Source organism: Clostridium sp. BNL1100 (assembly GCF_000244875.1).
Taxonomy (GTDB): domain Bacteria; phylum Bacillota; class Clostridia; order Acetivibrionales; family DSM-1351; genus Ruminiclostridium.
Genome location: NC_016791.1, coordinates 321,589 through 339,509 on the forward strand (window position 1 = coordinate 321,589; position 17,921 = coordinate 339,509).

The window sequence follows — 17,921 nt, forward strand, 5'->3', positions numbered from 1 at the left end:
CCGCATACTATCACAGACAAGAAATGAAAGGAAAATATTAAGCTACAGCTATGACAAAAACGGTAATGTGACGGGAGTGACTGACCAGACCGGTAAAACTACAGAGTATTCATATGACAGCATCAATAATTTGAAATCGGTTAAAGACGGCAATGATGCTCTTGCAGCTTACACTTACAATCCTGATAGTACAGTATCAAATATTAATTATAGAAATAGAATAAAAATAAGCTATAATTACAATAAAGACAAAAATGTTACATCTCTGGTTCAGAAAGATGCCAAAGGAAAAACAATTAACTCCTTTGATTATACATATGACAACAACGGTAACGAGCTTTCAAAAAATGAGAACGGAATAGAGACAAGCTATACATATGACAAGATGAACAGGCTCCTGACGGCAGGTACAGATTCATTTACATATGATAATGCGGGTAACAGGGCAACCTGGAACAGGGGAAATGAAAAAATTAAATACACCTATGATGCCAATAACAGGATGACAGCAGTAACCAGCTCAAATAGTGGTTCTATTGTATACACCTACGATAATAATGGTAATCAACTGACTTCATCAGATGGAACTACATATACTTTTGATGGATTTAATCAATTAAAGTCCGTTGAACAGGTAGACGGTTCATGGATGGAAAACCAGTATGACGCATTTGGCCTAAGGATTTCTGTCACGGAAAATGGTATTGTAAGCAATTTTACATACGACAGGGGAAATATAATAACAGAGACAACTGGTAGCGGCGGTCTTGTTTCCAGAAATATTAGGGGCCTGGGTCTTATTGGGAGAGAGAATCCTATCGGAACAAAGGCATATTACCTGAATAATGCTCATGGAGATGTTTCAAAGCTAGTGAACGAAAATGGAGAAGTCCTTAACTCCTACCAGTATGATGCATTTGGAAACACTACAAGCTCAAAGGAAAAAGTACAAAATAGATTCCAATACACCGGGGAACAACTTGACAAGGTAACCGGACAGTATTATCTGAGGGCAAGACACTATGATCCGGCAACAGGAAGGTTTATAGCCGAGGATACATACCGCAGACAGTTGGATAATACTAAGAGCTTGAATCTATATACATATTGTGAGAATAATCCGATAATTTATGTAGATCCGAGTGGGCATTGTTATTTAAAAAAGAATAAGGATGGAAGTTATTCAGTAAAAAAAGATTCATGGTGGGGTGTGTTATTAAAAAGTGTAGTGCCAACACTTATACCGTTTTCTGATAATGCAATTTCGATGTTTTAAAAAGAGATATTAGGTATGGAAGGTGGTACATCATTAACTCAACCCAATAATGGTAGTAATATTGCTCAGGAATGGGCAGGTCAAACAGCTTCGGCTGTCGGTAAAAAAATACTAACTGCATTAAGTGTTTGGGATACTATAAAAAGTACAATTAGCGGGTCTGATATCCTAGTTACAGATAATGTTGCATTTAAGTTATTTAATTCATTAGGTATTTCGTTAAATGGAACAAAGCAGTCTCTTGAAGCTAAAATGAACAAAGCCTATAGTTTTATAGAATCTGATACAGATTATTTTACAAATTATTTAGGGGGACCTTTCGGGAATAAATCCCTATATACCTTAGATTTAGAGATTAGTAAATGTTCTTCACACGATGCTTTGATAGAAAAGTAATGGACGAAAGTCAGAGATTATTATGTTTTCGATTTAAATTATAGTATCGAGAATGCAGAATTATATGCAAATTCTGTGGAGACCATTTTGAGTCAATATAATAGAAGACTAAATTTGATCAAAAAGATGTTTAAGGCATATATAAATCAATAAATTTAAGGGAGAGATTAATGGAAAGAATCATTTTGGCCTGTTTATTTATACTTTTTGGAGTATTGTTAACTTTAGCGGGAATATTTAATTGGAAGAAGTTTATGTACTTCATACCGAAATCAAATGTTTGGATAGAAACGTTTGGTGTTACATTTTATAGGATTGTTATATCAATAATAGGAATTGCCAGTGTGTGTATAACTTTATGGGCATTAATAACCCAATAAGATAAAAACTTACATATTTTTGGGTATAAGAGCAATTAAGCACCTTATCTCTGTAAAAGTCGAGAATAGACTAAGTTTGTTAGTATATCTTCCAAATATCAATGAACTATAAATACTAGTTCCGTTATATCTATTATGTTTACTGAATAAATAATCCCATATCAGTTGATCCGGTTTACAAAAGTCATCAGTACTTGAGAGAGGTAATCAAAGAACCTGCCATAATTGAAAGAGTTCGAAGGTCATTAAAGGAATGGGATAAATAAGGACAAAGTAAAATCATTAGATTATAAATACAAACTCTACCAGAAGCACAACCTGCCACCCAACAGGTTGTGCTTCTTTTTTTACGTTTTCATTACAACTTTGTCCGATACATAAGTAAATAGTGCCAAAATGCCGATAAATAGGTTGTAAAACTAGTATTTAACTTGCGGGGGTAATTTTACAATGAAGACTAAATTAAGGTTTGTTTCAGCTATACTTGTATTAAGCCTGATATTATCGAACTTTGCGGGGCTAATACAACCTGTTTATGCAGCACCGGATGTTCTTAACTTTTCTATAGATCAAAGTACATTTAATGAAAACGCCGGAACGGTTAGAGCAAGCTGGAACGGACAGCTGAATGTAACGGGAACAATAACATATGAGGCACCCGCTACCTCAGGGCATAAGACGGTAAGTATAAATGTAAGTGCCGGAATGGGTACGGTTCTGCTTACAGATATCAAAAAGGATTATATATATGACATAAAGGTCTCAATGGAAAATCCATCAACTACTTTTTCAGCAGAAAAGTTTTATCTTGCGGGTGTATCTGTATATGGCGAGCAGATGAGGCAGCAATATGTTGACCACCCCGGAGGAGGAAGGGAGACTGGAGTATATCCTGCCATAAAACTATCATGGAAGCTTCCTCTAATATATGACGGGACAGGTGCATTCGTCCCTGCCAAAGGTACAATACTCAGCAAGATAGCTCCTGCAATCGATAGGATAAACTATAAATTCCATATGGAAACAAGCAAGACAAAACCAAACCTCGCAGATGTAATAGTAAATATGAAAAATGATGGCAGCGGATACACTGCCATGGTGTCAGGAGATACAACAAGGGTATCTGACGTAAAATGGGATAATGCGCAAGGTGAATACTCCTTGTATCTATTTGGTGTTAAAGACGATGAAACTGCAATTCCAACAATTCAGCAGATAAAGGACGGCACCGCAACAATTCCGACGGGAATCCCCGCTGCGGATGTAAATTATGTACTTCCTCACCAGGAGATACGTCCGGGATGTATTTATGTTGTCACTATGGATACACTTGTATGCGACCTGAATGGACAATATGTTTCAAAAGCACTGTCAGGTGCTACTACAAGTCCATTGACCGGTATTGTAAATTATACTTATACTCCTGTCAGGTTCCAATTAACCAAGGATTCCATGGACAATATATTAATCAGAATAAACACAGTTAACCTCGGAGATGTTTCCATGCCCGAACTTAGTTACTTTGTTCAGACAAGTAATGTAGATTCGGATGATGACAGCGATTGGAAGAATATCAAGGAAATCACAAATATTACAGGAGAGTATACTATAACCAATCTTCAGGGAATCAACCCGAGAAATACAGTATATTACAGGATTGTGGTAAGGTCCGCATCGGTAGATGACAGGATTATGTCCTTGCCTATGCCATACAGGATGTTGGATGATACCTCTAAGACTCCTGTACCCAAAAATGTATCAGTAATAGGGGTAAATTTATCAGACACAATACCCAGTGACACAGAAAGAACCTCAGACATTAAAATAATCTGGGATAAGCCGGCTAACTGGGAGGACACAAAAGATGATGATGTATACTACCATTTTATGTTAAGTACAGGTCAGAAGGATCTTGACCCAGCCGTGAAATATCCGCTTACAGCAAACGGAAAGGACTACGGCACAAGCAGCTATGCGGTTAAATACAGATTAGTACAGTATGTAAGTACCAAGTCAGGTTTAATAAAAGAAAATGCAAATGACAATACAAAACTTGAATATACAATAAAGGGCTTGGATCTCTTTAAGGGCTTTGAGGGAGACGGAACAGTTTCACCTATTAGTAACCCGGATGCATACCCTGAATTTCTGTTGCCTAACAAAACCTATTATTTGCAGGTTTACACCACACTACCAGTGGACAAGGGTAATACAACCGATAGTTCTAAGATGTCAGAAAAATCTTTAACAACAAGCTTTACTACACTTTCACTGACAAGCAGGGATGTACCTACTCCAAACAATTTTCAATTGGTTAATACAAAGGTAAATCCGGCAACAGCAACAACACCTGCAAATGCGGTTATAACATTAAGGTTTGAAGACCTTAAAATTGACTGGAGTAAATATACAAGCAACCACAGTACTACCGACGACGCTGTAATATACGACCTTTATATGAGTAAGCAGCCTGACCTGAGCACATTTAAACTTATAGGGTCAAGTAATCAGGTTGGTAGCGATGTTGAGTTCAAACCGGTTATATCCGGTAATACAACATGGATAAATACGGTTATAAACAAATTCAGTGATGCGGGTAATATCAACTCATTCGGATATTCCTTGTCACCGAATACAATATATTACTTTATGATAAAGGTAAGATTGAATCTTGAAAATGAGAATCCAAAGGTAAGGGAGTCTACACAGACCAGTCTACTTTCAGTGACAACTCCAAGAGGTGAGCCTACAAAGCCGGATGACAATGCAAAGAAACCGGTGGCTCCGTCTGATTTTGCCATAGCCTTGGATAAAAGCGGGAACCCAATGGTTACAGGACATTCAGTAACATTTGAGTGGACTGTAAAGGAAAATGAGGCATCATACAACCTCATTTCCACTGGCAAAAAGGTTGCACTTGATACACCTGATACAGACCCCTCTATATTGGAGGATTCTACGTATATAAGTTATATAGCTGCATTTGGTGATAAGGACAGAAATATAGACGGTAACTCTCAAAAGCTGACCCTTGACCCAAAAGCTTCACCGCTACCGCCTAATCTGGTATACGACAGTAAGACCAAAAAATGCAGATATACCATAAATACATGGTTATATCCAAACCGGGTTTACTATTTCAGTTTAAGGTCTGAGGTAGTGGAAGCAAATAAATCAAAGTCCAGTGTATGGATATCCATACCTGTAACTACATCCTTAATCGAAAGCCCAACTATGTTGCAGACCATAAGCGACTGTGAACTGAGCTTTTACTGGTTTGACACAAACCCTCAAACAACCGCAGACAGCTACAGTATAAAGATAAAAGCTGCCGGAGACAAAAACTATACTCAGCTTACAAAGGCACAATACAACATAGTAAAAGACGGCAGTGTGTACTATGGACGACTTTACAAACTCAAGTCCAATACACAGTACAATATACAGGTTGTAAGAACAATTGATAATGCAGTATTGAGCAATATAACCCAGTCAACGAGAAATGACTATTACCAGATAGAAGTAAAGTGGCAGGGGATAGCGGTTGATGATTATTCCGGGTATGAGCTTGCAATTAAAACCGAGGATGATACGGATTACAAAGTCCTTAGCAACTCTGATTTGGAACAGTATATTGATATAACAAGACATACTTACCCGTATTATATTGAAAAAACCTTTAACAACCTTGGCACAGAATACTATACCTATACTGCAAGAATAAAATATGCAGAAGTAACTTTGCCAAGCGGAGCAAAGGAACACAAGCCTTTGAAGCCAAACACGAAATATTATATAAAGGTAAGGGCTTATAAAAAAGACCCCTCAAATATGGAGGCAATTACACGTTCCAAATATATCGGGCCTGTAAATACAAGAACCGAGTTCAATCAGGATGATTATGATGATGACGACGATAATACAAATATTACGGCAAAATTCCTTGATATGCTTGATAAACTTGAGCAGGGACTATACTGGGATGTAAACAAGGGCAGCAGCAGTACCATGGAAAAGGTGTATGTAAAGGATGACAAAGTGGTAAACCTCCTTGAAGGTGCCGGATATTACTCCTGTACAATAGACATATCCCAGACACCTGCATATATAAATACTGATGAAGTTTATATGGCTAAAAACATATTAACGGCCATGAAGACCTATAACAAGAGTGTAATTATTAAGACAAAGGATATTGAATACACTATAAGGCCTGATACCTTTGATATTAATAACATGGAGGAGTTCAAGAAGGCTCAGGCAGCAGCCGGGGCAAAAGATGTATACCTTAAACTTGACAATATACAGACCGGTGAAGTACAGCCAAAGGCACCTGCAAACACTACTTCCGCATCCAAGGTAAATATAATTACTGCACAGGCGGTTGCAAGCAGAGAGACAAGTGAAAACATTAAGAACCTGATAAAAGACAAGCTTTACAATGAAGACACTGGTATAATAAAGAAAAAGCTTGATGTAATAAAAAATCCTAACAACCCTAACACAAAAGGCAACGATGCCAGTATTGACAAGTATTTAAATCAACTGATTGAGGAGATAAAGAGTGAATTGTCATATTTCATAGACGATACCCTGAACGGTGCCAACTATTCAACAGGATTCTTCGCAGAGAAATATGACATAGCAGGATATAATTCTCCAATGTCCGTTAAAATGTCATATAAGGGAAACACGGTTGCAAACCCGTATGTACTTTACGGGAATGCAGGTAACTGGCAGAAGCTGACACAAAACTTAAAGTATGATACAGGATATGTTACATTCTTTGTAGCAAGTCCCGGTAAATATACAGTGTTTGCCGGAAAGGATGTAACCTCAACAATAGGTGATGAGAGTCCTGCTAAACCATATATAACAAAGCTTGCAGGGAAGTATGACCTGACTCTGGTATTCTCCGGGGCAGGAGAGTCATATAACCCGGAATTAATTGTATCAGTGAAAGAGGCCATAACGCTGTATGAGCTTGTATCCGATTCACAGGTGGACAGTACCACTGATGTAAAGGTAAAAGCAAAGAACTATGGACTTGATAAAATAATAAATGTAAGCAACCTAAACAGAAATATAACAAGACAGGAAACGGCAGCATTGATAATAAAGCTTTACTGTCAGAGAACCGGAGCAGATTACGACAGATTGAGGGCATCTTATAATAAAATAATTAAAGATGATTCAGCTATTGGAGCAAAATATGCAACACCTGTATATGCATGCCTCAATATGAATATCATGACCCTTGATGCAGGCTCGAAGTTCAATCCATCGCTTTCAATAAACAGAAAAGACATTGCGGTTGCATTTGAAAAGATGCTTGAAGCATAGATTAACTTGTATGTATACCCGCCGGTAATGGCCGGCATGTGGAGGTCAAAGATGAGGACAAAAAGGATATTTGCAGCTTTAGTATTATTGATATTTTTCATAACGACATATGGTACGGTATATGCAGCGCCCATTGATGTACCCATACCGGCCGCACCTACACAGCTGTCAATTCCAAAAAGCAGTCAAGGCACAGAGCCCAGCATAGGATATGATTCGGCAGATGGGGGAAAATCAGGCTATTATGCAGACATTCAGTGGCAGGTGGCAAATCCGGCAGGAAAATTTGTAAACATATATCTGCAGGAATCTCCAAAAGGCTACAGAACTACAAGACCTACATATTTAAAAGAAAAAGATCTTCCTGCAATTACAACCCCAATTAGAATGAGAGATCTTACATCGGGAACTGTATATACTGCAAGTTCAAAGGCCTATGCCACAGAGGTTGACCCTTTAACGGGACAAGTATATAAATCCGGTGAGTCTGACAGCTCAAACCTTGTAAAATTTATGACTGATATAAACATACAGTGTATTACATCCGGAACCAATAAGATTAAGATAATTTGGGATGATGTCTGGAATGACGGCAAGAGAATAAATTATCAGCTTTATGTTTCAGAAAACAGGGATTTTGCCAATACGCTTCCTATTACTGTTACACAGGAACAGATAAGCTCAACCGGGCCGGTATACGCCAATCAATCTGATGGAACACTGGAGTATGAGCATACAGTTAAAGATCCGGGAAGAGTGTATTATGTCAAGATTGTTCCTGTTGTATCCGACCAGTCAATTATTAAAACGTCACAAACCAAAACAATTTTGGTAAGCACATATATATTAGTAAAAACATCCAGAGTGTCAACAACAGATGACGGAACAATCTGGAGACTTGATTGGAGTCCTGTTATAACAGGTCTTTCATCCTCCAACATAACTGTTCAGTATCAGATAAACAGGTTTGAAGCGGACAACATGCCAAAGATCATAATGGTGGAATCAGGTACTACAACCTTTATTACAGTGCCCGACGGACAGGAAAACAGCTACATGATAAGGGCAATTGTAAAGAAGGATGGATTGCCATATTACCCGAGCAATATAGATATAGTTTCAGACAAGGTGACACTGAAGGAGAGTGATGTTCCTGCAACGCCTTCAACACCGGAACTGGTACCTCAGTTTAAGGATTCAACTGATTCCGTTATAATAGCCTACGAAGATGTCAAGGACACTAACGGAGTAGTCATTAAAAAAGGAGAACTTGGAAAGGATACGGCAACAATATTATGGCGTCTGCCTAAAAAAGCCGATGGTACAATAGACTCGGATGTTCTATATGATTTATGGTTATTGGAGGACTCAGGCGCAATAGATGATCCTCCTGTAGAAACAAAGATACAGACAAATTTTAAGCCTAACAGTGCAAACTTTGTAAAGGACGAATCCAATGATGGAAAGGTTATAGGCTATAAATATAAAATTGAAAACCTACAGCCAAACCATACCTATTATTTCAGAATAGTAGCAAAGAAAACCTTTGCAGAGGAAAAGGAAGGAATCATTCAAAACGTAGAGCATATTTCAACCCCGGCACTAAAGGTAATTGTTACACTGCCGGGAGGGTTAATAGATACCCCGTTGATACCTTCAAATCCACCCCTTCAGATAAGAAAGCAGGAAGACGGAATCAAAGACATGATTACGGATACCAGCATAACAATCCAGTTGAAGAACAGGTGGTTCGAACAATTTGATCCTGTTACTGGAAGATGGTCTTATATACAGGCGGACAAAACATCTATGTCGGATATACCTCCATATAATCCGCAAACAACACCGCCGGATAATCAGAACTACAGAAAAGTTGAATATGATCCGGAGGTAACTCTGTACGTGGGTTGTACTGAGTATACGCCGAGTATTGATATATCAGCAATAAATACATATAAGCTGGAAAAGGTGTCAACAACTCCAAATGATGATTTGGAGGACATGTATCTGAATGTACCTGAAAATGTACCCGTTCCGGCTTCGGGCACTCCTGTTTATGCAAAGCACAACGTAGTTGTACCTGTAAAAGATTTAAAACCCAATACAACCTACATACTGTGGGTAAGAGCATCCAGAGGCGGTAATCCGCCATTGCTTTCAGATGTTTCCAACCCGATAATTTTCACCACACTCCCTACACCAGGTGATACTATAGAAAAGCCTGTAGTTCCTGACTTGAGATGTACAAATGTATCCGATACATTTGCTGATCTGGCATGGAATTACAAGGAGCAGAATACCTATTATCTCAAATACGGTAACGTAGATGATGTAACAAAGGCACAAGGCTCTTTAACAATTACAGGCGCACAGATAAAAAAATCCGGTCTTGACTATGTGAGGGTAACAGGGTTGACAGCAGACACCCAGTATTATTTCTGGATTCAGGCGGAAGCATTTAATTCCGACTTGTCTGCCAGTGAAAAGTCGGAGTGGAGTGATTCACTGCCTTTAAGGACATTAAAGCTGATGCCTCCATCAACACCAAGAGGCTTCGGAGTTAAGAATACTGCGGATGCAGTGACCAAGAACAGTATAACCTTTGAATGGATTCAGGAACCGGGACTTACATATATACTTGAAATTGCTGGAAAAATAGACTATTCCGATGCAAAAGTATACGAGTGCGGAAGTGTTACCGAATTCAAGGTTGAAGGACTTACATCCAACTTCAGATATTACGCAAGGCTATATGCATATGACCCGGCTAAAAAACTTCGCTCACTGCCTACACAGAGTATCAGTGTAAGAACGTTGAGAAGCAGTGACGACTATGATTCAGATCAGGATGTAGACCATCCAATCACCGGTGATGTCATAGAAAAGGCACCAACCATTGTAAATGGTACATGGGTTGTTAAGATAACAGGAGTAAATGCTGACAGACTTGTACAGATAATAATGACGGACAATATACTTGACTACACTGTTGATATATCCAAGCCGCCGGCACCCGCAACAAATATATCCCTTATGATATCAAAAAAGGTGTTTGACAAGTTGGATCAGCTTAAAGAGAACATTTCCTTTAAGACGGCGGTTGTTTCATATAATCTGAAAGCAGGAATACTTTCAAATGTGACTACTACAGATACTAAAAAGGAACAGATATATACCTTTGATATTGTACTAACACCCCAGAAACCTTCGGTCCGGGCAAATGAACTTATACTAAGGCAACCGCTGGCACAGATTGGGGTAACACTTGATACAGGTGCAAGTATAATGACAATATCTAAATTTGCAATACCACTGATAATCAGTTATCCTTATACAAACTCAAAGGATTATGTTGAGGGACAGACCTTGGGATATCAATATAACGGGGTAACAAGCAACTGGGAACAGAAAGCTACGTCAAACAAATTCGATATAGACAACAGTAAGGGCTTTATAAGCTTCCAGTCAGCAGTTCCCGGACTTTTTGCTCTTGCTGACAGAACCAATAACTTGTTTGATGATATATACGGTCATACGTATGAAGACTCTATCCTGAATGTTGCAATGGCTCATAAGCTTAAAAGTATAACAAGCCGCATGTTTAATCCGGACAAGGCTGCAACAGTAGGAGAAGCGGTAAAGCTGGCATTTGACAGTATTGAATATTCCTATGGCAGTGATTATATGGATTTGGCGGTAAAGACGGGATTAATCAAGACAGGAAAAGCAGCTTCGACAATCCTTACAAGACAGGATGCAGCATGCTTGGCGACAGTATTATATGAAATGAAAACAAATACAAGGGTTAACGGAAACAAGGACATAATCTCCATGTATAAAGACTATAGCAAGATAGATAAGACAATATTTAATAAAGTTGCCTTTGCCGCTGAAAACGGATTCTTGCCATATCAGTCATCTACATTATTTAACCCTGCCCAGAGTGTTACAAGGGGAGAACTGATGTATATGTTGGAAAAGGCGCTGGTACTTGCAGGAGACATATAAACGAAGGACGGAGAACTCAATGAAAAAACCCATTACCAGATACATTGCGATATTATTAGCGGCAGTAGTATTGTTTACAATTGGAGTACAGGACGTTCAGGCACATAGTGTAAAAGTGACTACACAGAAGATTGACGGTAAATATAAGCTAACTCTTTCAAGTCAGGAATCAGGGCTGGGTGTAAACATACTGGCATTTAGTATTTCAAAAGGTAAAACAATTAATATTGCCTACACATTAAAGAAGGGTGCAGTGACTTCTGCTTCAACAGAGATTGATGAGTCAATGGTTCTGGCACCTTTCAGAGTTATAACAACAAACTCCGATGATATAGACGGAAGACCATTTTCAGATATTGCTAATACCGAGTTTGATGAATACATCAGGCACTTGCATGATGTGGGTATAACATCAGGGTTCTCGGACGGAACCTTTCGACCGGGTAATACACTTTCACGTGCTGAGGCAGCTGCAATGCTATCAGTGGCATTAAGCTTAAAGCCTGATGATTCTCAAAGTACCAAACTAAAGGATGTAAACGGCCATTGGGGAAGGAAGTACATAAACGCCGTTGTGAACAAAGGCATAATGACAGGATACTCGGACAAGACCTTCAGACCGAACAATAAAATAACTGTTGCAGAGGTTTGTACAATAATAAGCAAATCCTTTAGCTTTAAAACAAAGGCTCAGGGAACATTTGGGAAATTAAAGGAAAATCAATGGTACTCAGCTTACGTACAAAATATTTTTAATTTAAAAATTTTAACTATTGAGGATAGTATATACAAAAACTTCTCCGAAAATGGAAATATTTCCAGAGGCAACTTTGCAATGATGCTCAGCAGAGCGCTTTCCACGTTTTAAAAGATACAAATTGTAAGAAAACTTATCATGTATACGACTTTTTTAAAAAGGTAATAATTTTATTATCTTGAACTGATTTTGATTGAATTCAGACAAAATCGGCAAGGAAATTTAATTATTATAAGGTGGAGTATATATGAGAAAGTTTTCTTTTGTTTTAGTGGCTATTTTAGTAGTCGGGACTATTGTTGGAACTGCATATTACATAACAGGAAAAAACAACATTGGTGAAGGGCAAATTTCTATTAAGGATGCATTCAATTACTCTGGAGCCAAAATGGTAGTTAATGATGTGTATTTTTTTGCCAGGGCATCAGACAAATATAAGACTGTACGTGAATTATCAGAAGTATGCGAGGACGTTTTCAAAACTCTGGAAATTTCCGAGTATTCAAAGAATACAAACAGTTCTGATAATCTGGCAAAAACAGACATGCAAGGCACAACAAGGGACGGCGTTAAAATATCTGCAATGGCAAGTATTGTTGGGAATAAGTCAGGAAATAGAGACAAATATATAACTATAGATACAACTGAGGCCGGAGACGGAAAAGCATTATTGCTGAGAAAAAAAATTGAAGGTGTATTTAAAAAACATAAACTTAAAGCTGAAATAAACTCATGTATTACGGGAACATATGAAGGAAATCTCAACGATAACCAATTAGAAAACATTTGCAAAAAAATACTTAATGAAAGTTCAGCTAAAAAAATAGATAGCTTCAGGCAGCAAAATGAAATCAGTGTATCGGCCTTTTCTCCTTTGATAGGGGATAAGTTAAGAGTTGGCGGTAAAAATGTAAATCTTGGAATAGCATTTAGGTACAACAAACTAGAAAACAGGACATATTTATGGGTGGCAACACCTGTAGTCAATGCAGAGTATTGAACAAAAGAAAAAATATTAAAAAACGAAAGGAAGAGCTCACTTGGCTAAATATGTAATCAGTGAAGGTGTGCCTTTGAGAGGCAGTGTAAAAGTAGATGGTGCAAAAAATGCAGTTCTTCCAATAATAGCAGCATCCCTGCTAAGCGATTCAAAAAGTATAATAGAAGAAGTTCCCGACTTGAATGATGTCAGGATAATGTGTGATTTATTAAGGTGTCTGGGAGCAGATGTTCAAAAGCAATCCGACCCCACAACTATATCCTTCGAGACCAGGAAAATAACAAATTCAACTGCCCCATATGAACTGGTAAACAAGCTTAGAGCGTCTTTCCTAGTAATGGGCCCGATGCTTGCCAGAACAGGCTATGTGAGGGTTGCTTTGCCGGGAGGATGTCCCATAGGGTCAAGGCCTGTTGATTTACACTTGAAAGGCTTCGCCGCTCTAGGTGCAGAGATAACTCAGGGGCACGGTTATATTGAAGCCAGAAAAAATAAAAAGCTGGTGGGAAACAAGATATATCTGGATTTTCCCAGTGTTGGTGCAACTGAAAACATTATGATGGCAGCCGTAATGGCTGAAGGCCAGACAACTATTGAGAATGCTGCCAATGAACCTGAAATAGTGGATCTAGCAAGCTATCTAAATGAAATGGGAGCAAATGTAGTAGGAGCAGGCACTGACACCATAAGGATTGAGGGTGTTACAAGCATGAAGGGCTGTACCCATACAGTAATTCCCGACCGTATTGAGGCAGGTACATTTATGATAGCTGCTGCAATTACCAACGGTGAAATAAGAATTGAAAATGTTGTACCCGACCACCTGAAACCTGTAGTTGCAAAGCTAAAAGAAACTGGACTGGAAATTTCGGAGGAATTGTCCGCAATAACGGTAAAAAGCACAGGCGAACTAAAGCCAATAGATGTGAAAACACTGCCGTATCCGGGCTTTCCCACTGATATGCAGGCTCAGATGACATCAATGCTTTCCTGTATTCCAGGTACAAGTATGGTTATAGAAACTATATTTGAGAACAGATTTATGCATATAAGTGAGTTAAAGAGAATGGGTGCAAATATAAAGATAGATGGAAGAACAGCAGTAATAGAGGGTAAACCGTGCCTTACAGGTGCATGTGTCAAAGCCACAGACTTAAGAGCAGGTGCGGCACTGGTACTGGCGGGCCTTGCAGCAGAGGGAGCTACTGAAATAGGTGAAATACAGCATATTGACAGGGGATATTCAGGATTTGCAGAAAAGCTGAAATCTCTTGGGGCAAAAATAGAGCGGGTTGACGATTAGAGGGTAATATTATTTATATTCAATATATACTAAAAAACGGGCATGCTGGTATGGTAAGCCCGTTTTTTGCATGTTAATATATAAATGTGCCAATTCATAAAAAATCCTTTAATGAATATATATAATCAATGGCACTGTAAAGTGCCGGCATATCGATTAGGCACATTGGGACATGGGTGGTTAAAATGAAAAAAGTTATCAGCTATATATTATTGATGGCTATTATTGTTGTACTGGTACCTTTTGCGGTTATCCAGCTGAACGGTAAAGAAGAAGGCCCGGTACAGGTTCCGGACAAAATAAAGTCAGATACCAGTACTGAAAAACCAGAAACTGCAATCACCATAAATGTTTACATGCATACTCAAAAAAAAACCGTGAAAATGTACTTGGAGGACTATATTAAGGGAGTTTTAGCAGCTGAAATGCCTGCTGAGTTTGATATAGAGGCCTTAAAGGCCCAGGCTGTGGCTGCTAGGACGTATGCACTGGGAAGGGCGGCCAAGCTTTATGGATCAGCCGGTGTTCATGATGAAGCTGACGTATGCACAGACCATACGCATTGTCAGGCATGGATAAGCAAGGAGCAAGCTATGAAAAACTGGGGGCTACTATCTTCCTTTAAATACTGGAATAAAATAACCAGGGCAGTAAATGAAACTCAAGGTCAGGTTATCGAATATAACAAAGTCCTTATAAATCCGTTATTCCATTCCAACAGCGGCGGCCACACAGAAAATGTTGAGGATGTCTGGGACGGGACAAGTGAGCCCTACCTAAAGGGAGTAAAAAGTATGGGTGAGGATAAATTTAGGGAGTATGAAAGTACTGTTGAGTTGTCTGAAACCGAAATGATAAAGACATTAAAAAAGACTAATCCCAAGATTATTATAAATAGCGGGAATTTGCTTAAAAACATTAAAATAAATGGATACTCCTCAGGAAACAGAATATTAAGTATGAATATTGGCAATGTAAAAATAAAGGGAACTGATTTTCGTAAGATGTTTAATCTGAAATCTACCAACTTTAAATTGAAAAAGCTTGCCGGAGGTAAAATATCTATTACAACCTATGGTTACGGTCACGGGGTAGGCATGAGCCAGTGCGGTGCCAATTATATGGCTCAAAAAGGAAGCGGTTACAAGGAGATATTGAAGTACTACTATAAAGGGGTTGAAATAACAAAGCTGGATTTATCGAAGAAAAATTAATTCAATTCACGTCCATGTATATTGTTGCCAATATAGGAAACAATACTTAATGGAGGTGGAATATAAAATATGAAGAAACTTATTCCAGACGAAAATAATTGGAAAAACAAACTGTCTAAATTTTTTAGCAGTAAGGGACTTTATGTAGTTTTGGCAGTTTGTATAATAGTTGTGGCGGCAACGGCAATATTATTAACAACTCAAAACATGAACTCTGATGTCGGCATGGACACTGGTAAAATAATTCCTGGTGAAGTTGCCAATGCTGGTCAGGACGAAGCATCAAAAGCAGTATCCGGCAAATTGGACAAGACTGGAGCAGCAAATCAGGCTGCGGGTGCAAACAATGCACAGTCGGCTGCAAATGAGACTGCAAAGTCGACACCAACACCACCAAAATCAGGTACCGGTAAAAGTAAAAGTGCCTCTACAAGTGTAAATGCTATTGTTAAGTTCAGCTGCAAGCCGGTAGATGGCCCTGTTATGAAAGACTTTACCCGTGATATCAATACTTTCTCAGAATCAAAAACACTGGGAGACATAAGAGCACATGACGGTATTGATTTCAAGGTAGAGAAGCTCACAAAAGTGAGAGCTGTTGCATCCGGCACAATATCAAAGGTAGAGGATAATCCCAATGGTATAACTGTTGAGATAACCCATTCAAATAACTTGAAAACCAGATATGCAGGATTGTCCAAGCAGAATTTGGAGGACATAAGCTGTGGATTAAAGGTCAAAGCCAATGATATAATCGGTCTTGTAGGTGACCCTATCCAGATAGAGTGTGAAGATGGACCGCACCTTCATTTTCAGGTTTTGAAAAACGGTAAATCAGTTGACCCGTCACCTTATTTAAGCGTACCGTCAACTGCTAAGGGACAGGGAAAATAAGAAAATAATACACTCAAATACATTACAGAGGAAGTACCGCACATCTAGGAATAGTAGATTGTGGTACTTTTCTTTATGTACAGCTCATAGATATGGCTTTCCCCGGGCATTATTGTATTATTGGTACTTAAATAGTAAAATATTTAATATAATTTAATTAACTAATTAGAATATTTGGGGGTAACCAGATGTCAAAGAAACGAGTAGCTATTATTTTTGGCGGGCAGTCATCCGAGCATGAAGTGTCAAGAGTATCAGCCCAGTCAGTAATAGAAAATATAGACAAGCAAAAATACGATGTTGAAATCATAGGAATTACAAAGAAGGGACAGTGGCTTAAATATGACGGGCCGGTTGAAAAAATTGGAAACGGTGACTGGGAAACCATTGCACAGAAAAAGCTTCTGGAAAGTAAACCTTCAGAAAATGAGACCGAATTTGAAATAATTACAGTAAATTCAGCAAGGCAGGTTATATCCGGTAACACAAAAACTCCCATTGATGTTGTATTCCCTGTACTACATGGTTGTAACGGTGAAGATGGCACTATTCAGGGACTTTTTGAGCTTGCGGGAATTCCTTACGTAGGATGTGGTGTGCTAGGTGCTGCTGTTGGAATGGATAAGGCGTATACAAAGATAATATTTGAAAAGGAAGGTCTTCCTCAAGGCGACTATCTTGTATTTAACAGAAAGCAGGTATATAACCAGATGGATGATGTTGTAGCTCAGGTAGAGGGCAGACTTACATATCCGTGTTTTGTAAAACCATCCAATGCCGGTTCATCTGTTGGTGTGAACAAAGCTTCTGACAGAGAGAGCCTTGAAAAGGCTCTGATTATTGCAGCTAAAAATGACAGGAGAATTCTTGTTGAAGAATTTATCGACGGCAGGGAAATCGAGTGTGCAGTTCTGGGAAATGACGATCCAGTTGCATCCACTGTAGGAGAAGTAGTACCTTGTAATGAATTCTATGATTATGAGGCAAAATATCAGGTAGGAGACAGCTCAAAAGTTGTGATTCCTGCGGAAAATCTATCTGAGGAAACTGTAGGAAAAATCAGAGAGTATGCTGTTAGAGCGTTCAAGTGCCTTGATTGTGCCGGGTTATCCAGAGTAGACTTCTTCGTTCATAAGGATACAGGAGAAATTTACATAAATGAAATTAATACTCTACCGGGATTTACCCAGATAAGCATGTACCCCAAGCTTTGGGCTGCTAGCGGTATCCCTTATTCAGAGCTCATTGATAAACTGATTGAGCTGGCATTTGAGAGATATGAGGACACCAGAAGAGAGTATACAAATACACTGGATTAAAAAAATGTTGAAAAATTTACCGCAAATGTAT

At 38.6% G+C, this 17,921-nt stretch carries 10 protein-coding genes; all 10 read left to right on the forward strand.

Annotation, left to right across the window (positions count from 1 at the left end; translation table 11 throughout):
- Window positions 1-34: 34 nt before the first annotated feature.
- The 10 genes from CLO1100_RS01460 (at window position 35) to CLO1100_RS01510 (ending at window position 17,890) form a co-directional block, all read left to right on the forward strand.
- Window positions 35-1,276, forward strand: coding sequence for an RHS repeat-associated core domain-containing protein (locus CLO1100_RS01460; RefSeq protein WP_278244407.1), 1,242 nt, complete (start codon window positions 35-37; stop codon window positions 1,274-1,276).
- A gap of 15 nt (window positions 1,277-1,291) precedes the next feature.
- Window positions 1,292-1,672 (forward strand): hypothetical protein, encoded by a 381-nt coding sequence (locus tag CLO1100_RS01465; protein ID WP_014311990.1) that lies wholly within the window; start codon window positions 1,292-1,294, stop codon window positions 1,670-1,672.
- Window positions 1,673-2,502: 830 nt separating this feature from the next.
- A complete protein-coding gene (locus tag CLO1100_RS01475) occupies window positions 2,503-7,395 on the forward strand; it encodes a hypothetical protein (RefSeq protein ID WP_014311992.1) in 4,893 nt (1,630 codons plus the stop codon).
- A gap of 51 nt (window positions 7,396-7,446) precedes the next feature.
- The gene (locus CLO1100_RS01480; protein ID WP_014311993.1) at window positions 7,447-11,403 is read left to right on the forward strand and encodes a fibronectin type III domain-containing protein; all 3,957 of its coding nucleotides are present in this window, start codon (window positions 7,447-7,449) and stop codon (window positions 11,401-11,403) included.
- Window positions 11,404-11,422: 19 nt separating this feature from the next.
- Complete coding sequence (locus CLO1100_RS01485) at window positions 11,423-12,271, forward strand: S-layer homology domain-containing protein (RefSeq protein ID WP_014311994.1); 849 nt, start codon at window positions 11,423-11,425, stop codon at window positions 12,269-12,271.
- A 136-nt stretch (window positions 12,272-12,407) separates the two neighbouring features.
- Entirely contained in the window at window positions 12,408-13,160 is a 753-nt protein-coding gene (locus CLO1100_RS01490) for a YwmB family TATA-box binding protein (protein WP_014311995.1), read from the forward strand.
- A 40-nt stretch (window positions 13,161-13,200) separates the two neighbouring features.
- Window positions 13,201-14,463, forward strand: coding sequence for a UDP-N-acetylglucosamine 1-carboxyvinyltransferase (gene murA, locus CLO1100_RS01495; RefSeq protein ID WP_014311996.1), 1,263 nt, complete (start codon window positions 13,201-13,203; stop codon window positions 14,461-14,463).
- Window positions 14,464-14,648: 185 nt separating this feature from the next.
- The gene (gene spoIID, locus CLO1100_RS01500) at window positions 14,649-15,677 is read left to right on the forward strand and encodes a stage II sporulation protein D (RefSeq protein WP_014311997.1); all 1,029 of its coding nucleotides are present in this window, start codon (window positions 14,649-14,651) and stop codon (window positions 15,675-15,677) included.
- A gap of 69 nt (window positions 15,678-15,746) precedes the next feature.
- Window positions 15,747-16,571, forward strand: coding sequence for a M23 family metallopeptidase (locus tag CLO1100_RS01505; protein WP_014311998.1), 825 nt, complete (start codon window positions 15,747-15,749; stop codon window positions 16,569-16,571).
- Window positions 16,572-16,759: 188 nt separating this feature from the next.
- Entirely contained in the window at window positions 16,760-17,890 is a 1,131-nt protein-coding gene (locus tag CLO1100_RS01510; RefSeq protein WP_014311999.1) for a D-alanine--D-alanine ligase family protein, read from the forward strand.
- The last annotated feature ends 31 nt before the right edge of the window (window positions 17,891-17,921 follow it).